We start from the raw sequence: 17,488 nt of genomic DNA, 5'->3' as shown, positions 1-17,488 counted from the left end.
TTATGGCCGCTGGCTACCGTATTTTTAACGTCACTCTTGCCCGTCGCATTCCTGTCTCACCCTCGCTGCTGCGCTGCGTTTTTACTGGACCCGAAGTGGCGCAAATGAAGCATGAATCGCCGGATCAGCGTATCAAACTGCTGTTTGACGGGCAGGGCGGGAAGGCGGCCAAAATGGCAATGAGCGATAGCTGGTATCAGGATTACCTTGCCCTGCCGAAGGAGCAGCGCCCGGTAATGCGCACCTACACGCTGCGAGCTTTGCGCGCCGCCGAGCTTGAGGTTGACGTTGAGTTTGTGTTGCACGGCGACGGCGGCCCGGCATCGCGCTGGGCCACGTACGCCCGTCCCGGTGATGCTATACAGCTGGTGGCACCGAATGCAGCATCGCCGGAAGACAGCGGCGGCTATGAATGGTTAGACAGCGACAGCGTGCGCCAGGCGCTGCTGATTGCCGATGAGACGGCGCTGCCTGCGGCGATTGGCATTCTCGAGCAACTCGCCAAAAAGGCTGAACCGCCGCGCGTGCAGGCCTTTTTCTCGGTGCCGCTGGCGGAAGATGTACAAACCCAGGCGTTTCCGTTCGCGGAGATCCACTGGCTCGCCCGGGAGCGAAATGAGGATTTACTCCACGCCGTGGCAAAGCAAGTGCAGATCCCGGAATACGCGAAAACCTGCGAACAATCGACGCATGAGCAGAGCCTGAGTGACACGCTTTTGTGGGAAAGGGCGACGGCGGCGACGGGCTTTCAGGCATGGGTGGCAGCGGAATCCAGAGTGGTGAAGTTACTGCGCCGCGAGCTGCTTGAGAAGCAGAAGTTAAACCGCGACTGTGCGAGCTTTATGGCCTACTGGTCTCAGGGGAAGGCATAAAAAAAACCTTCCCGTAGGAAGGTTTTCACATTTTAACGTGTGCGGCCTGATGCCCTCACCCCGACCCTCTCCCACAGGGAGAGGGAGCAGACATTAAAAAAGGCAACCGAAGTTGCCTTTTTGCTGTTTATTACCGCCCAAACAGGTCGCGCTTTTTCGGTTTGAACGGCTGGGCAATCAGCACCAGCAGCGCCACAATCAGAAACGCGGCAAAAATCCCTACCAGCCACTGCGGCATTTCGAGCGACAGGAATGACCACTGGCGCACGGAGCAGTCGCCGCTGGCGACAAACACCTGCGGCAGCCATTTGTTAAGCGGCAGCCACGTCGGGAAGCGCGCGGCAAAATCACAGGTCTGGAACGGAGACGGGTGCAGCTGCATCATGGTGTGCTCCCATGAAAGCTGCAGACCCCGAACGGCGCTGTAAATCCAGATGGCGAGGGCGGCAAAACGCAGCGGCGTTTTTGGCGCGATGGCCCCCACAATCCCGGCACCCATGACGCCGAACAGCGCGCAGCGTTCGTAGATGCAGAGCACGCACGGCTGCAGCTTCATCACGTGCTGAAACCAGAGCGCAACCATCTCTAAAGCAAACGCGACCAACGCTAACAATAACCATGCTCCGCGACCGCGTGAGCACTGGTTTAAAAATCGCAACATAATCATTTCCCTGGAACATGCTAAGACACCGCAGTGTAAACGAAAACATTTACCGCGCCACTATGCGGAGCGTAATTATTACGTAAAAGCAGATGAATCGCCCGCAAATACCTGCGGGCGTCAATCAGAGAAGGTTTAATGCAGCGGCAGAGGGGCGTTTATCAGCCAGCCCTTTGTCGTCAGCCACTCCGTGTAAGGCATCAGCGTGAACTCCACACACAGCAATCCGACGAGCGTGAGAACCAGCGTATAAGGCAGCGCCATCCACACCATGCGCCCGTAGGAGAGACGGATCAGCGGGGCGAGAGCAGAGGTCAGCAGGAACAAAAATGCTGCCTGGCCGTTAGGCGTCGCGACTGACGGCAGGTTTGTGCCGGTATTAATTGCCACCGCCAGCATTTCAAATTGCTCAAGGGAAATCGCGCCGTGTTCCAGCGCAGATTTGGCTTCGTTGATGTACACCGTGCCGACAAATACGTTATCAGAAATGGATGAGAGAAGGCCGTTGAACAAGTAGAACAGGGAGAGCTGCGCGTGAGGCGAAGCCTGTAGCACAAAGTTAATGATGGGGGCGAACAGCTGCTGGTCGATAATCACCGCCACCACGGCAAAGAATATCGTCAGCAGTGCGGTAAACGGCAGTGCCTCGGTAAAGGCTTTGCCGATGGCGTGTTCATCGGTAACGCCCGTAAACGACGTGGCAAAAACGATCACCGTCAGGCCAATCAGTCCCACCTCGGCCAGATGTAGCGCGAGGGCGATAATCAGCCACACGCCGATGATCCCCTGAATCACCAGCTTCAGCGTTTCCTGGCGCGTGCGCTGTGCGCGGCTGTTGTCATCGAACGCCTGTAGCTCATCCCGCACAGCAGGGGGCAAGGTTTCGCCATAACCAAACAGCCTGAACTTTTCGACCAGTACGCAGGTGATTAATCCGCAGACAAACACCGGCAGCGTGACCGGCAGCATCCGCAGGAAAAATTCGCCAAAGTGCCAGCCTGCGGCTTTGGCGATGATCAGATTTTGCGGCTCACCAACCATTGTCATTACGCCGCCGAGCGCCGTACCGACCCCGGCATGCATCATCAGGCTGCGCAGGAATCCACGGAATTGTTCGAGCACGGCTTTGCTGTGAATGTCGATGTCGCTGTCATCAAGCAGGTCATTATCGCCGGGGCGCGAAGACGCGACGCGGTGATAAATGCCATAAAATCCTACCGCTACGCTGATAATAACCGCTACCACGGTCAGCGCATCGAGGAAGGCGGAGAGGAATGCGGCGGCCATGCAGAAGGCAAGGGAGAGCAGCATTTTGCTGCGAATAGTCAGCAGCAGACGAGTGAAGATAAACAGCAGCAGCTGCTTCATAAAGTAGATGCCTGCCACCATAAATATCAGCAGCAACAGCACTTCAAGATTTCCGGCAATCTCTTCCCGCACGTGCTCCGCGCGGGTCATACCGATCATCACCGCCTCAATCGCCAGCAGACCGCCAGGCAGCAGAGGATAGCACTTGAGCGCCATTGCCAGCGTAAAGATGAACTCGGCGACCAGCAGCCATCCGGCAACAAACGGATTGAAGAAGAAGACGACAGGGTTGATCGCCAGAAAGAGAATAAGCGTCAGTTTGTACCAGTCCGGTGACTGACCTAAAAAATTACGCCATAGGGCGCGTGAGGTTGATATTTCCACGACAGATTTCCGATCCCGTCAAAAGTAAGCAGTTTGCTGGAAGTGAAGACGAAGTATCGTTCGTGAGAGCGGGACAGGCAAGTCCCGCTGAGGTGAGGAAATTTTATAAAATAAAACCGCGATCCCCTTTTAATTACCGCGTTGCGCTATCTGCGCCCCTGTTCGCTCTGGTATGATGAGTTCCAAATTTGCAACGCTGTGTAATGGAAATCTCACTATGGTCATTAAGGCGCAGAGCCCGGCGGGTTTCGCGGAAGAGTACATCATTGAAAGTATCTGGAATAACCGCTTCGCACCTGGAACCATCCTGCCCGCAGAGCGTGAGCTTTCTGAACTGATCGGCGTTACGCGCACTACGTTACGTGAAGTATTGCAGCGTCTGGCGCGGGATGGCTGGCTGACCATTCAGCATGGCAAACCGACCAAAGTGAACAACTTCTGGGAAACATCCGGCTTAAACATTCTGGAAACGCTGGCGCGCCTCGATCACGACAGCGTGCCGCAGCTGATTGATAACCTGCTCTCCGTGCGGACCAACATCGCCACCATTTTTATCCGCACCGCTTTCCGTCAGCATCCTGAAGACGCACTGAAGGTGCTGGCGACCGCAAACGAAGTGGAAGATCACGCCGATGCTTTCGCCGAACTGGATTACAGCATTTTCCGCGGCCTGGCGTTTGCCTCCGGCAACCCAATCTACGGTCTGATCCTTAACGGCATGAAGGGCCTCTACACCCGTATTGGCCGTCACTACTTTGCGAATCCGGAAGCGCGCAGTCTGGCGCTCGGCTTCTATCATCAGCTGGCGAAAGTCTGTGAGCAAGGGCTGCACGAGCAGGTTTATGAAACCGTGCGTCGCTATGGCCATGAGTCCGGGCTTATCTGGCATAAAATGCAGAAAACGCTGCCGGGCGATCTGGCTATTCACGGTCGTTAACCGACGTGAACATGCCGGATGGCGCTAACGCTTATCCGGCCTACAAAATCGAACACGGAAATACCAACAGTCCAGGCCGGGCAGGCAAAAGCGCCGCCCGGTTTTTTTATGCCTACAGCAAATTTTGCCGCGGCGGGCAACGCTCCAGCAGCTCCACGCTGCCGTCCGCATTCTGCTGCTCCAGCAGCACGTCAAACCCCCACAAACGATGCACGTGTTTCAGCACTTCGCGACGTCCCATATCCAGCGGTGCGCGGTTATGCGGCACGTAGCGCAGCGTCAGCGAACGGTCACCGCGCAGATCAACGTTCCATACCTGAATATTCGGCTCCAGGTTACTCAGGTTGTACTGTGCCGACAGCCGGTTGCGAATTTCCCGGTAGCCCTCTTCGTTGTGAATGGCGGATATTTCCAGATAGTTATTGTGATCGTCGTCGAGCACCGTAAACAGGCGGAAATCCCGCATCACCTTCGGCGACAGGAACTGGCTGATAAAGCTCTCATCCTTAAAATCACGCATCGCAAAGTGCAGCGTTTCGAGCCAGTCCGATCCGGCGATGTCCGGGAACCAGTATTTATCTTCTTCCGTTGGCGACTGGCAAATGCGCTTGATGTCCTGGAACATCGCAAAGCCCAGCGCATACGGATTGATGCCGCTGTACCACGGACTGTTGTACGGCGGCTGGAACACCACGTTGGTATGGTTGTGCAGGAATTCCAGCATAAAGCGCTCGGTCACTTTCCCCTCGTCATACAGATGATTGAGGATGGTGTAGTGCCAGAACGTCGCCCAGCCTTCGTTCATGACCTGCGTCTGTTTTTGCGGATAGAAATACTGGCTGACCTTGCGCACGATGCGCAGGATCTCACGCTGCCAGGATTCCAGCAGCGGGGCGTTTTTCTCCATAAAGTAGAGGAGGTTTTCCTGCGGCTCGGAAGGGTAGCGACGGGCGGTTTCGATCGCCTTTTCCTCTTCGCGCTTCGGCAGGGTACGCCACAGCGTGTTCACCTGGCTTTGCAGATATTCTTCCCGGCTTTTCTGCCGCGCTTTCTCCTCCTGTAAGGAGATTTTCTGCGGACGTTTGTAGCGATCCACGCCGTAGTTCATCAGCGCATGGCAGGAGTCCAGCAGTTTTTCCACCTCGTCAACGCCGTAGCGCTCTTCGCATTCGGTGATGTATTTGCGGGCGAAAATCAGGTAGTCGACGATAGAGCTCGCGTCCGTCCAGCTGCGGAACAGATAGTTATTTTTGAAGAAGGAGTTGTGCCCATAGCAGGCGTGCGCCATGACCAGCGCCTGCATGGTCATGGTGTTCTCTTCCATCAGATAGGCGATACAAGGGTTGGAGTTAATAACGATTTCATACGCCAGCCCTTGCTGGCCGTGCTTATAGAGTCGCTCAGTTTCGATGAATTTTTTGCCAAACGACCAGTGAGTGTAGTTGATCGGCATCCCCACGCTGGAGTAAGCGTCCATCATCTGCTCGGAAGTAATGACTTCGATTTGATGCGGATAGGTATCAAGCCGGTAGAGCTTCGCCACCCGGTCGATTTCCGCCAGATAGGTATCCAGCAGCTCGAAGGTCCAGTCGGGTCCATCGCTCAGACGTGTGGTGTCCTTATTCATGGAGTCAATCGTAGCCATTAGCGCGCCCTCATTGTTGGCGGCCCTCTCTGTCTGGAGAGCCTCCTATCAAGAATAGAACACCCCCACGCTAACGTGCGAACAGCAAATATTTTTCTTCGCGATTTCCCTGCGTCAATCACGCCGCTTTGGTGAATTCTCAGCATTTTGTGCTGACGAAATTTGGGCCGCAGCAGGAGATTTCAAAACCATCCATACCTTTGTGATACGGGTATATGTGAGATGAGTCACCATAAAAAAAGCCTATGTTGAATAATATTTTAAACTAGGTTATCAGTTTGTAATCAGAAGATTGTTCTTTTACGGTACTGGAGTCGTTATGCGAGTGGTTATCCTCGGAAGTGGGGTCGTTGGCGTGGCCAGCGCCTGGTATTTACGTCAGGCGGGACACGATGTGACGGTCATCGACAGGGAGCCGGGCCCGGCGCTGGAAACCAGCGCCGCCAACGCCGGACAAATTTCACCAGGCTACGCCGCGCCGTGGGCCGCGCCGGGCGTGCCGCTGAAGGCCATCAAATGGATGTTCCAGCGCCACGCGCCGCTGGCGATAAGCCTCGACGGTACGCCGTTCCAGCTGAAGTGGATGTGGCAGATGCTGCGCAACTGCGACACCCGCCACTATATGGAAAACAAAGGCCGCATGGTGCGCCTTGCGGAATACAGTCGTGACTGCCTGATGGCGCTGCGTGACAGCACCGGCATCCAGTACGAAGGGCGCCAGGGCGGCACTTTGCAGCTATTCCGCACCGAACAACAGTATGAAAATGCCACCCGCGATATTGCCGTGCTGCAGGATGCCGGTGTCCCTTATCAGCTGCTGGAAGCAAATCGCCTGGCGGAAGTTGAACCTGCACTGGCGGAGGTTGCTCACAAGCTCACCGGCGGCCTGCGTTTGCCTAATGACGAAACCGGCGACTGCCAGTTGTTCACCCAAAGGCTGGCGAAAATGGCGGAAGAGGCGGGTGTCGTCTTCCGCTTTAATACACCTGTGGATCAGCTGCTGTCAGAAGGCGGGCAAATTTACGGCGTGAAGTGTGGTGAAGAAATTGTCAAAGCCGATGCGTACGTGATGGCCTTTGGCTCCTGGTCCACCGCCATGCTGAAGGGCATTGTCGATATTCCTGTGTATCCGCTCAAAGGCTATTCGCTCACGATTCCGGTTAAAGAAGAGGATGGCGCGCCTGTTTCAACTATCCTTGATGAAACGTATAAAATAGCGATAACCCGCTTCGATAACCGGATCCGCGTGGGCGGCATGGCGGAAATTGTCGGGTTTAATACGGCGCTGCTGAAGGCGCGGCGTGAAACGCTCGAAATGGTGGTGCGCGACCTCTTCCCGCGCGGTGGTCACGTTGAACAGGCGAACTTCTGGACCGGCCTGCGTCCCATGACGCCGGACGGCACACCGGTGGTCGGGCGCACGCCATACAAGAATTTATGGCTTAACACGGGCCACGGCACGCTGGGCTGGACCATGGCCTGCGGCTCCGGGCAGCTGTTGAGTGATTTGATTTCTGGCCGCACGCCGGCCATTCCGTACGATGATTTGGGCGTGGCCCGCTATCAGTCAGGCTATACGCCGTCGCGCCCGCAGCATTTGCATGGCGCGCACAACTAAGGAACCGTTATGTCACGTCCCATTACCGCCAGCCTGGATCTCCAGGCGCTGCGGCAGAACCTTGCGGTGGTACGCACTGCGGCCCCTGATTCCCGCGTCTGGTCGGTGGTGAAAGCCAATGCCTATGGGCACGGTATCGACAGGATCTGGAGCGCGCTGAGCGACACCGATGGCTTCGCGATGCTCAATCTTGAAGAGGCGGTGCTGCTGCGAGAACGCGGCTGGAAAGGGCCGATCCTGATGCTGGAAGGCTTTTTCCACGCCGAAGATTTACCGCTGTATGACCAGTATCGCCTGACCACTACCGTCCACAGCAACTGGCAGTTGAAGGCTTTGCAGAACGCAAAACTCAACGCGCCGCTGGATGTGTATGTCAAAGTCAACAGCGGGATGAACCGGCTGGGCTTCACGCCGGATAAAGTCTATACCGTCTGGCAGCAGCTGCGGGCTATGCGCAACGTCAGCGACATGACGCTGATGTCGCACTTTGCCGATGCAGAAAATCCCGAGGGCATCGTTGAGGCGTTAGAAAAGGTTGAGCTGGCGGCAGAAGGGCTGAATTGCCCTCGCTCGCTCTCTAACTCTGCCGCTACGCTCTGGCACCCGGAGGCGCATTACGACTGGGTTCGTCCGGGAATTGTGCTGTATGGCGCATCCCCATCCGGCAAATGGCAGGATATTGCCAACAGCGGCCTCAAGCCGGTAATGACGCTGAGCAGCGAAATCATCGCAGTGCAGAACCTGAAGTCGGGTGACACCGTAGGCTACGGGCGGCTGTATACCGCGCAGCAGGAGCAGCGTATCGGCATCGTTGCCTGTGGCTATGCCGACGGCTATCCGCGCATCGCGCCGGACGGCACGCCGGTGCTGGTGGATGGTATTCGTACCGGAACGGTCGGGCGGGTCTCGATGGATATGCTGGCGGTAGATTTAACGCCGTGTCCGCAGGCCGGGATCGGCACGCCCGTTGAGCTGTGGGGCAAAGAGATTAAGATTGATGACGTAGCGGAGCGCTGCGGCACGGTTGGCTATGAGCTGATGTGCGCTCTGGCGCAGCGCGTGCCTGTTGTGACGAGGTAAACCGCAAAACCTTCTCTTCGGAGAAGGTTTTTAGTGTTTGCTCCCTCTCCCTGTGGGAGAGGGTTGGGGTGAGGGCATCAGGCCGCAGAGCAATCAGACTACTCCACATCCTCTTCTGCCACGCGGACACCCACCTTCAGTACAGCGTTATCTGCTTTCTCCGCAACCGTCCAGACCATTCCGGCGAACTCAACCTGGTCACCCACGACCGGCGCGGCACCCAGCAGCAGCTGCACGATATCGCCGAGCGACTGCTGGTTATCGCGGAACTCTTCACCACCGTCGAGGCCGTAAATCAGGGCCACGTCGGCAAATTTCGCGCTGGCTTCCAGAATAAAGTCACCAAAGAAGCGCTGATCGAGCGCCACTGGTGGCGACTGGCTGAACATCTTGCCGAGCGCAGGCAGATCGCGCTCGCGGCCAATCACGCACAGCACGTCGTCTTCACGCAGGCGAGTGCTTCCCGTTGGGTGGAGCAGCATGTTGTCGCGGAACAGGGCGGCGATGCGCGTGTCCGGCGGCATATGCAAATCCCGCAGTGCCGCACCCACGCACCATTTGTCGGCGCTGAGCTGGTACACAAATTGCTCCCACGGGTTCTCCGGGTGAATATCCAGCCCTACGCGGGAAACCGGCCAGCCGACGGGGGGCACCACCACTTTGGCTTTTTTGGCGGCCCAGGAGAGCGAGGTGCCCTGCAACAGTAGCGAAACCAGCACCACGAAGAAGGCGACGTTGAAGAACAGCCGTGCGTTCTCAAGGCCTGCCATCATTGGGAACACGGCCAGGATGATCGGCACCGCGCCCCTGAGGCCAACCCAGCTGATAAACACACGCTCGCGCAGGTTGAAACCGCGAAACGGCAGCAGGCCGATGAACACGGATAACGGGCGTGCGAAGAAGATCATGCCGGCAGAAAGCAGCAGCGCAGGAATGGCTATCGGCAACAGATCCGACGGCGTCACCAGCAGGCCGAGCACGAGGAACATGCCGATTTGTGCGAGCCACGCCAGGCCATCGAAGTTTTGCAGGATGGCGTAGCGGTTACGAATGGGGCGGTTGCCGAGCAGAAAACCGCAAAGATACACCGCCAGAATACCGCTGCCATCGAGCGAGGTGGTGACAGCGAAAATCATAATGCCGCCGCTCAGCGCCAGCAGGGGATAAAGCCCGGCGGGAAGTGAGATGCGGTTGATCATCTGCAGCAGCAGGTAGCCACCGCCCAGGCCAATCACGATGCCGAGGCCAAACTGCTGGAAAATGTGAACGGCAAACATCCAGTCGAGACCGGTCTGCTGACGCTGGATCATCTCAATTAGCGTGATGGTGAGAAACACCGCCATCGGATCGTTGCTGCCAGATTCAATCTCCAGCGTGGAGCCGACGCGTTCGTTGAGGCCTTTGCCGCCGAGCAGTGAAAATACCGCCGCCGCATCGGTTGAGCCGACTATCGCGCCAATCAGCAGCCCTTCAATCAGATTCAGGTGGAACAGCCATGCGGCCATCATTCCGGTCAGACCGGAGGTGATTAGCACGCCAATGGTCGCCAGCGACAGCGCCGGGCCGAGGGCGACGCGAAAGGAGCTTGCCTGAGTACGCATTCCGCCGTCGAGCAGGATCACCGCCAGCGCGAGGTTACTGATCATGTAAGCGAAGGGGTAATTATCAAACGGAATGCCGCCGACGCCATCGATGCCCGCAAGCATGCCAATGGCGAGGAAAATCACCAGAATGGGGATCCCGAGACGGGAAGAAAAAGAACTCAATAAAATACTGCAGGTGACCAGCACCGAACCCAGAATAAACAGACTGATTATTGCCCCGGCATCCAACGTTCACGTACTCCCTTGATCGCGTGAAAATGAGTGTAAAACGTTATCACAGAAGTACGCGAAACGACGGATTAATCAGCGCTATGAGCGATTTTTTTATTCCATGAGGGTCGGATGACCGGACATTGTTAACGTGGTGCGCTTGCCGGAGTGAACCAGACGCGCCTGCGCGCCCAGCGGCAGAGTCACTGTGCGCTGCTCATGACCAAAATCCAGGCCGCTGATAACAGGAATGCTCAGCCGTGATTGCAGATATGCCGTCATCACCGGTAAGTCATATCCGGCATCGTAATCATTCGGCTCTGCGCCGCTGAAGCTGCCGAGGACAATCGCCTGCTGACGACCCAATATTCCCGCGTGGAACAGCTGTAACAGCATGCGCTCAACGCGGAACGGGTGCTCGTTAATGTCTTCCAGTACCAGAATGCCGTCATTCATTTCCGGCAGCCAGGGCGTGCCGACCAGGGACGCCAGCATCGCCAGGTTGCCGCCCCATAGTATGCCGGTTGCTTCACAGGCCGGGCCGCTGCCATTCCATTCGACGGTAAACTGCGGGTTGCGCAGCGCGCGCCAGAAGTGCTCTTCGGTAAACGTGTTCAGCGTCTCTGCGCCGAAGTTCCCGGCAATCATGGGCCCGCTAAATGTCACGACGCCTTCGCACAGCAGCGCCATCTGGATAGCGGTGAAATCGCTGTGGCCGCAGATGAGCAGGGGCTCCTGCTGCTGGCGGGCGGCAATGGCCTGCCAGTCAATCATATCGAGCAGGCGGCTTGCGCCGTAGCCACCGCGCACCGGCATGACGATGACGTTTTGCCCTTTGAGGTTTGCCAGCGCGCTGATATCACCCGCCCGTTCCGCTTCTGTACCGGCAAAACGCTGCTGGCGGCGCGTCAGAATCGACTGATTCTCTACCGGATACCCGGCGGCTTCGAGGCGCTCAATCCCGCGTGCGGCGGCCTGCTGGTTGATGCAGTAGCCCGATGGCGAAATCAGATGAAACAGAGTCATGGCAATTCCTTGCAGAGAATGAAACGGTTATGATGCCGCCTGAACTTCGCGTTGTCATCAGCGCGCACACTTCAGTGATAAGGATAGAAGCGTGAAATTGAGATGGTTTGCTGTTTTAGCGGTACTGCTTGCCGGGTGCAGTTCTAAGCCCAAATACGATTATACTCAGCCACCTTATAACCCGACGGTGCCGGTACAACGGGCTATGCAGTGGATGCCGATAAGCCAAAAAGCTGGGGCGGCCTGGGGACTCGATCCAAAATTTATCACGGCGATTATCGCGGTCGAATCAGGCGGGAACCCTGGCGTGGTGAGTAAATCGGGCGCAGTGGGCCTGATGCAGCTTAAGCCGTCCACCGCCGGGCGCGAAGTGTATCGCTATATGGGCTGGAGCGGCGATCCTTCCGTCAGCGAGCTGAAAAATCCGGAGCGCAACATCTCAATGGGCACGGCCTATTTCCGGATTCTGGAAAACGGACCGCTGCTGGGCATTAAGGATCCCGAAGTGATGCAGTACGCGCTGGTCACCTCTTATGTTAACGGGGCAGGCGCGCTGCTGAGAACCTTCTCGTCAGACCGCAAAAAAGCCATTGCTGAAATCAACGGCATGGACAAAGAGGCGTTCTTCGACCATATCGTTAAAAATCATCCATCGCCGCAGGCCCCTCGCTATATCTGGAAGGTGCAAAAGGCCATGGACGCTATCGACTGATTTAACGAACCTTATTCGCGCGTTCGCGCGCCTCACGCTCCAGGGAGAAAATAATGCGCTGGAGCGTGCGTTCAACCGCCGGACTGATGTTAAGAAAACGGAAGCTCAGGCGCGGTGTGCTGATGGTTTCATTCTTGCCGTCCACCACCTTGCGTTCGCTCAGCGAAATCAGCTGGGCATCGAAGTGAAATTTCCCCCATTCCCCCATATCAAGCTCCAGCTGCGGGATCATCACGCCTGACTTGAGCTGAGGCGGCGGCGTTCCGTCCAGCAGTGCACCCATGCCCCCAAGGGAGAGGTCGCACAGGCGAAAGCGGATTTCACTTTTATCGGCAAGCTTCGCTTTGCAGTAATAAACCGGGTGCAGCGGGGCAGAAATACGGAAAAATTCCCGGCGCTGAATAAACCACAGCGTAGGTGGCACGGGCATGGTGAAGGCGGGCAGGTCCAGAAACTGGCCATGGCTGAGCGCTGGCACGGTAAATTCGATTTTTGCGCCCTGGGTTTCGGCAGAGAGAGTGATATTTTCCGCACGCTGCACCGCGCGATTTTCATACTCCTGGCTGCCGTAATCGATAATAAGAGTCTGAGGTGAGACGTCGAGAATGCGGCTTATAAATTGCGATGTGCCCCAGGAGACGCGTACAGGAATGCGGTCGCGGTGCAGATCGCGAAGAATGTTTAACACTGCCAGCGAATTTTGTTTAAGGAATTGCTCATTGTAATGACTCACGCCCGGTAGCTCCTTATTGACAGAGATTCGATCCACTATCGGCAGCGCGCACCAGAACTTAATACAAACGAGGGAATATTTTTTTACAGATAAAAAATTAAATTGAATCGCTACATTTTAAGAATGTTTACCTATACTTAAGATAACCGGAGCGCACAATACGCCCGCATTATTTGTGGTTATTTTATTTCTTTGGAGGGTGGTTAAAATGGGCATTCTGACCTGGATTGTATTTGGACTGATTGCAGGTATTATCGCGAAACTGATCATGCCGGGCCGCGATGGCGGCGGTTTTATTCTGACCTGCGTGCTGGGGATTGTCGGTGCCGTCGTCGGCGGCTGGCTGGCAACCATGTTCGGCATCGGCAGCGTGAACGGTTTCAATATGCACAGCTTCCTGGTAGCGGTTGTGGGTGCCATCGTGGTGCTGATTGTCTTCCGACTTCTGCGCCGCAACGCATAAGCAATAACGAGTAATAAATAAAAGGGCAGCCGAATGGCTGCCCTTTTTCGTACACGCAAGCGAAGCGCTGCCGGGCAATGGGCCGCAAATTGCTTAAAAATCATACCCCACGGTGGCAATCACCGAGCGCTCTGCACCCCAGTAGCAGTTGTTGGTGCCATAGCAACCAGAAAGATATTCACGGTCGGTCAGGTTGTTGGCGTTAACCTGCACATATGCACCTTTGAGAGCAGAACTCCAGGCCCCAAGGTCGGCGCGGATCATCGCATCAATCAACGTGGTCGAGGGCAGGCGTTCAGTGTTGGTATCGTCTGCCCACTGTTTACCGATGTAGCGCACGCCTGCCCCCGCGCTGATGCCGAAATCGAACTGATAATGCGCCCACAGGGAAGCCATCTGATCCGGCGTCAGCTGTGGCGTGTTGTTATCGGTGCCGTCTTTGGTATCGGCAAAGCGCAGGCGGTTCCAGGTATACCCGGCAATGGTGCTCAGGCGCGGCGTCAGCTGATTACGCGCTTCCAGCTCAACGCCCTGCGAATGCACTTTCCCGGCAGGCAGGAAGGTGGCAGTACCGATGTTTGGGTCGCGGGTCGCCACGTCCTTTTGCGTCAGATCGTAAACTGCAATGCTGTAGAGGTCAGCGCTGCCCGGCGGCTGGAACTTCAGACCGGCTTCATACTGCTCCGCCGTGGTGGGCTTCAGCAGATTGCCATCAGGACCGGAGAGCATCGCAGGCGTGATCGCCTGACTGTAGCTCAGGTAGGGCGAGAGGCCATTTTCGAAGGCGTAAAGCAGCGAGGCGCGGCTGCTGATGTGGTCATCCGAGCGCCGCGAGGAGGTCCCAAAAGTGTCGCTGACCTGCTGCGAGACAATGCGGTCGTAGCGGGTGGAGAGATTCGCATGCCAGCGGTTCCAGACCATTTCATCCTGCAAATAGACACCTGCCTGATAGTAGCGACGGTTGTTATCGTCGCTGTAGGTTACGGTGTGCCCGGTCTGCGGCGTGGAGTACGTCCATGGATCCAGCGGTGAAGCCCCGCCTGCGCCGCTCCACAGGTCATTGCGGAAACGGTGATATTCGCCGCCCAGAATCAGCGTGTGCGCCACCTCGCCAGTCGTGAAATCGGCCTTCAAGCGGTTGTCGGTTGACCAGCCGTCCAGCGAACCTTCCGAGCCGCTGTAGCCGCGGGCCAGCATGTCGCTGTCGCCGACCCAGCCCACCTGATACACCTGATCGAGCTTCACGTTGGAGTGGGTATAGCTGCCGCTTGAATGTACCGACCAGACGTCGCTGAACTGGTGGTCGAACTCGTAGCTGTAAATCTGTTCCCGGCGCTGGTAGCCGTCGCCCGGATCGCCCTCGTTGGTATGATTGCCGAGCCTGCGTCCGTTGTGCTCGTAGCGTGTGCCGTCCAGCGGCAGCGATCCGTGATAGCCGCCCGACGGATCTTTTTGCAGATAGGCGCGCAGCAGCAGGCTGGTGTCGGAGTCCGGCTGCCAGAGCAGCGACGGGGAAATGGCGTAGCGCTCCTCGCGGGTGTTGTCGAACTGCATGTCGGTATTACGGGTAATCCCCATCAGGCGATACGCCCACTGGTCGTTAATAGCGTCGGTGTAATCAAACGCTGCGCCTTTGGTGTTCTGGGTGCCGCCAAACGCCTGAAGGTGGCCTTCGGAGGTGAACAGCGGGCGCTTAGAGGTGAGATTTACCAGCCCGCCCGGCACGCTCTGGCCGTACAGCGCGGAGGAGGGGCCTTTAATCACATCAATGCGATCGAGGAACCATGGGTCAATCTGCACGATGTTGTGGCTGCCACCATCGCTCATCAGACGCATACCGTCGAGGAAAATATTATCGACGTCACCGCCGTGGTAGCCCCGTAGCGAAATAGCGTCGAAGCGGGTCGCCGCGCCGCCAAAGGTGCTGTAGACGCCTGGCGTATAGCTCAGCGCCTGGCTGACGTTAGTGATGCCCTGATCTTCCATCTGCTGACGCGTCACCACGGACACCGACTGCGCGGTGGTGATTAAGGGCTGATCGGTTTTGGTCGCGCCGGTTGACGTTTTAGCGCTATATCCCTGAGTCGGGGCAGTGGCAGATTCTACCGGCTGTGCCGTCACCACAACCGTTTCTTCAGAGAAGGCGGCGCAGGGGAAAGCCAGCGCCAGCGCGCAAAGCACCGACGAGCGTTTAAGAGGCAAAGTGTTAGTCATCACATCATCCTGAGAAACACGGTCTGGCACTCCTGTACGCCGCCGTGTCAAATCGTGCGAAAATGTCAGTTTTCGTTAAAAAGAATGCGAATTATTATTGTTTGCGTTAATTGAATCAAGCGAAGAAGTCACGAGGTGACTACCATTTTGGGTAGTAGCGCTGGGGAATTGCCAGGTGGCGGCTGAAGCCCTGGCTGGCCTACAAAAACAGCCGGATATAGCATCTGGCTCACAGGCCGGGCAAGCCTGCGCCGCCCGGCAATGTCGCCGTTTATTGCGTTTTGGTGGTGGGAGCGGCAGCCGCTGGCGCTGGCCGCGTTTTCGGCACGTCGTCGCACGGTTTCTCTTTCGGACAGATCAGATCGAGCATCTTCAGCGTCACGCCGTTACTCCAGCCAAAACCGTCCTGGAGCGGATATTCCCCACCGCCGCCTCCGGTGCCGGTGGAGGTGATGTCATACTTCTCGACCAGCTTCTGCTGGCTGTCGTAAGTGTGCTGCACGTTGGTGAGAAAACGCCAGCTCACCTCCATTGCCAGCGTCTCTTTACCGTAATTCTGCAGGCCTTCGGTTGCCACCCATTGCAGCGGCGCCCAGCCGTTCGGCGCGTCCCACTGCTGGCCGCTGTTGACCGTGGTGGTGGTGATACCGCCAGGTTTCAGCAGGCGTGATTCCGTTACGGCAGCGACTTTCGCCGCGCGGTCATTAGACGCCGCATGCACGTAAAGCGGGAACAGCGCCGCGGCGGTCAGTTGATTACGCGTCTTTTTGGTTTTCAGATCGTAATCGGCGTACCAGCCCTCTTTGTCGTTCCACAAATATTTCTCTATCGCTTTCTGGCGCTCGTTTGCCAGCGTTTCATAGCGGGTGGCTTTGGTATCGTCCCCCGCAGCTTTGCTGGCGGTAGCGATGATTTTTTCCATCCGGAACATCAGCGAGTTGAGATCGACGGGCACAATGCTGGTGGTGCGAATGGAGCTGAGTTTTTGCGGGTCGTCCATCCAGCGCGAACTGAAATCCCAGCCGGAGGCGGCAGCAGAGCGCAGATCGCGGTAAATCTCGGTGGCCGGACGATTCGGATTGCTTTTGGCGGTGTTGACGTCATCCAGCCAGGATTCCGGGCGCGGCGTGTCCTTATCGTCCCAGTAGCGGTTCAGCAGGACGCCATCCTCCAGCTTCACCACGCGCTTATTCGCCGAACCGTTTTGCAGCGCGTCTGCACCGTCCATCCAGTAAGCGTGCTCTTTTTCCATCTGTGGCAAATACGTTTTCAGTGCGTCGCTGTCGTGTGTGGCAAGCAGTTCCACCATCAGCGAGAAGAACGGCGGCTGTGAGCGGCTCAGGTAGTAGCTGCGGTTGCCGTTGGGAATGTGGCCCCAGGTGTCGATTTCATAGCCGAAGTTAGCGACCATATCCTCGATTTTGTCCCAGTGGCCGCTCTCCGCCAGCCCCAGCATGGTGAAATAGCTGTCCCAGTAATAGACTTCGCGAAAGCGCCCGCCGGGCACCACATAGGGCTTCGGCAACGGCAGCAGGGAATCCCATTTTTCGGCGCTGTCGGTGGTACGCGTCAGCACGGGCCAAAGTCCGTCGATATGGTCGCGCAGGCTTTGATCCTTCGGCGGCACGTACTTGTCTTTTTCCTCGGGGAGAGTGAAGTTGACCTCAACAAAGTGGCGCAGGTCAAAGCTGCTCTGGGCGCGCTGCATCCTGTAATCGGCCAGGATCATCAGCGGATCGCTTTTGGGCACGGCGTCGGCAAAGGTTTTTTGATCGGGAAACAGCTTCGCGCTCTGCACATCGTTAAATAACGGGCCTAATAAAACATCCGGGGATTGAGGTTGCGCCTCATCGGCCTGCGCATAAGCCAGGCCCAGCGAAAACAGCGCCCCCCCAAGTGCCAGCCGCAGGGCGAGGTAGAGGGTATCTGGGCGGCGCAAAGCGGGTTTATTCATTGTCGGTTCTCCTTTTTAATAGCGCACATTCCGCTGCCTGTAACCATAGACGAAACTCATTTACGTC

Annotated in this window: 14 protein-coding genes and 1 pseudogene; 7 read left to right on the top strand and 8 right to left on the bottom strand. The window is 56.9% G+C overall.

All coding sequences use genetic code 11. The features are described from left to right. The first annotated feature begins 2 nt into the window (after nucleotides 1-2). Nucleotides 3-872, top strand: coding sequence for a siderophore-interacting protein (locus AB1287_RS18040; RefSeq protein WP_435618670.1), 870 nt, complete (start codon nucleotides 3-5; stop codon nucleotides 870-872). Between the two features lie 130 nt (nucleotides 873-1,002). On the opposite strand, the gene dsbB is transcribed toward AB1287_RS18040, so the two are convergent. Together dsbB and nhaB are read right to left on the bottom strand one after the other, a co-directional pair. Beyond that, nucleotides 1,003-1,533 (bottom strand): disulfide bond formation protein DsbB, encoded by a 531-nt coding sequence (dsbB, locus tag AB1287_RS18035; protein ID WP_435618669.1) that lies wholly within the window; start codon nucleotides 1,531-1,533, stop codon nucleotides 1,003-1,005. Between the two features lie 135 nt (nucleotides 1,534-1,668). After that, on the bottom strand, nucleotides 1,669-3,225 hold the full coding sequence (gene nhaB / locus AB1287_RS18030) for a Na(+)/H(+) antiporter NhaB (RefSeq protein ID WP_435618668.1): 1,557 nt from the start codon (nucleotides 3,223-3,225) through the stop codon (nucleotides 1,669-1,671). Between the two features lie 217 nt (nucleotides 3,226-3,442). Here nhaB and fadR point away from each other — a divergent pair, with 217 nt between their 5' ends. Further along, the gene (fadR, locus tag AB1287_RS18025; protein WP_312625898.1) at nucleotides 3,443-4,162 is read left to right on the top strand and encodes a fatty acid metabolism transcriptional regulator FadR; all 720 of its coding nucleotides are present in this window, start codon (nucleotides 3,443-3,445) and stop codon (nucleotides 4,160-4,162) included. Nucleotides 4,163-4,274: 112 nt separating this feature from the next. Here fadR and AB1287_RS18020 read toward each other — a convergent pair whose 3' ends face one another. Continuing rightward, a complete protein-coding gene (locus AB1287_RS18020) occupies nucleotides 4,275-5,807 on the bottom strand; it encodes a SpoVR family protein (protein WP_435618667.1) in 1,533 nt (510 codons plus the stop codon). A gap of 319 nt (nucleotides 5,808-6,126) precedes the next feature. Here AB1287_RS18020 and AB1287_RS18015 point away from each other — a divergent pair, with 319 nt between their 5' ends. From AB1287_RS18015 to AB1287_RS22480, 3 genes and pseudogenes are all read left to right on the top strand, one after another. Continuing rightward, nucleotides 6,127-7,425: a D-amino acid dehydrogenase gene (locus AB1287_RS18015; protein WP_435618666.1), complete on the top strand. Its 1,299-nt coding sequence runs from the start codon at nucleotides 6,127-6,129 to the stop codon at nucleotides 7,423-7,425. Between the two features lie 9 nt (nucleotides 7,426-7,434). After that, a complete protein-coding gene (gene dadX, locus AB1287_RS18010; RefSeq protein WP_435618665.1) occupies nucleotides 7,435-8,505 on the top strand; it encodes a catabolic alanine racemase DadX in 1,071 nt (356 codons plus the stop codon). After that, a pseudogene (locus AB1287_RS22480) lies at nucleotides 8,466-8,666 on the top strand (hypothetical protein); the annotation flags it as partial. The gene dadX and the pseudogene AB1287_RS22480, both read left to right, overlap by 40 nt. On the opposite strand, the gene AB1287_RS18005 reads toward AB1287_RS22480, so the two are convergent. Beyond that, nucleotides 8,604-10,337 (bottom strand): potassium/proton antiporter, encoded by a 1,734-nt coding sequence (locus tag AB1287_RS18005; protein WP_435618664.1) that lies wholly within the window; start codon nucleotides 10,335-10,337, stop codon nucleotides 8,604-8,606. The pseudogene AB1287_RS22480 and the gene AB1287_RS18005 sit on opposite strands and share 63 nt — an antisense overlap. 96 nt (nucleotides 10,338-10,433) lie before the next feature. After that, nucleotides 10,434-11,345 (bottom strand): muramoyltetrapeptide carboxypeptidase, encoded by a 912-nt coding sequence (gene ldcA / locus AB1287_RS18000; protein ID WP_435618663.1) that lies wholly within the window; start codon nucleotides 11,343-11,345, stop codon nucleotides 10,434-10,436. A 91-nt stretch (nucleotides 11,346-11,436) separates the two neighbouring features. Between ldcA and emtA the strand changes: the two genes are divergently transcribed. Then, a complete protein-coding gene (emtA, locus tag AB1287_RS17995) occupies nucleotides 11,437-12,057 on the top strand; it encodes a membrane-bound lytic murein transglycosylase EmtA (RefSeq protein WP_435618662.1) in 621 nt (206 codons plus the stop codon). Nucleotide 12,058: 1 nt separating this feature from the next. Here emtA and ycgR read toward each other — a convergent pair whose 3' ends face one another. After that, entirely contained in the window at nucleotides 12,059-12,790 is a 732-nt protein-coding gene (gene ycgR / locus AB1287_RS17990) for a flagellar brake protein YcgR (RefSeq protein WP_435618661.1), read from the bottom strand. Nucleotides 12,791-12,998: 208 nt separating this feature from the next. On the opposite strand from ycgR, the gene AB1287_RS17985 reads away from it, so the two are divergent. Next, complete coding sequence (locus AB1287_RS17985) at nucleotides 12,999-13,253, top strand: GlsB/YeaQ/YmgE family stress response membrane protein (protein WP_312625888.1); 255 nt, start codon at nucleotides 12,999-13,001, stop codon at nucleotides 13,251-13,253. Between the two features lie 93 nt (nucleotides 13,254-13,346). On the opposite strand, the gene AB1287_RS17980 is transcribed toward AB1287_RS17985, so the two are convergent. Then, complete coding sequence (locus AB1287_RS17980) at nucleotides 13,347-15,467, bottom strand: TonB-dependent siderophore receptor (protein ID WP_435618660.1); 2,121 nt, start codon at nucleotides 15,465-15,467, stop codon at nucleotides 13,347-13,349. A 271-nt stretch (nucleotides 15,468-15,738) separates the two neighbouring features. Then, entirely contained in the window at nucleotides 15,739-17,421 is a 1,683-nt protein-coding gene (locus tag AB1287_RS17975; protein WP_435618659.1) for an alpha,alpha-trehalase, read from the bottom strand. Nucleotides 17,422-17,488 lie beyond the last annotated feature (67 nt).

The organism is Scandinavium sp. UTDF21-P1B (assembly GCF_040750395.1).
Lineage (GTDB): Bacteria > Pseudomonadota > Gammaproteobacteria > Enterobacterales > Enterobacteriaceae > Scandinavium.
Note: the sequence above shows the minus strand (reverse complement) of the source record. Positions and strands in the feature narration are given on the sequence as shown.

Bases quoted from the DNA above. Each gene is read 5' to 3' on its own strand.
- AB1287_RS18040 (WP_435618670.1), top strand. From the start codon at position 3: ATGGCCGCTGGCTACCGTATTTTTAACGTCACTCTTGCCCGTCGCATT.
- dsbB (WP_435618669.1), bottom strand. From the start codon at position 1,533: ATGTTGCGATTTTTAAACCAGTGCTCACGCGGTCGCGGAGCATGGTTA.
- fadR (WP_312625898.1), top strand. From the start codon at position 3,443: ATGGTCATTAAGGCGCAGAGCCCGGCGGGTTTCGCGGAAGAGTACATC.
- AB1287_RS18020 (WP_435618667.1), bottom strand. From the start codon at position 5,807: ATGGCTACGATTGACTCCATGAATAAGGACACCACACGTCTGAGCGAT.
- AB1287_RS18015 (WP_435618666.1), top strand. From the start codon at position 6,127: ATGCGAGTGGTTATCCTCGGAAGTGGGGTCGTTGGCGTGGCCAGCGCC.
- dadX (WP_435618665.1), top strand. From the start codon at position 7,435: ATGTCACGTCCCATTACCGCCAGCCTGGATCTCCAGGCGCTGCGGCAG.
- ldcA (WP_435618663.1), bottom strand. From the start codon at position 11,345: ATGACTCTGTTTCATCTGATTTCGCCATCGGGCTACTGCATCAACCAG.
- AB1287_RS17985 (WP_312625888.1), top strand. From the start codon at position 12,999: ATGGGCATTCTGACCTGGATTGTATTTGGACTGATTGCAGGTATTATC.
- AB1287_RS17980 (WP_435618660.1), bottom strand. From the start codon at position 15,467: ATGACTAACACTTTGCCTCTTAAACGCTCGTCGGTGCTTTGCGCGCTG.
- AB1287_RS17975 (WP_435618659.1), bottom strand. From the start codon at position 17,421: ATGAATAAACCCGCTTTGCGCCGCCCAGATACCCTCTACCTCGCCCTG.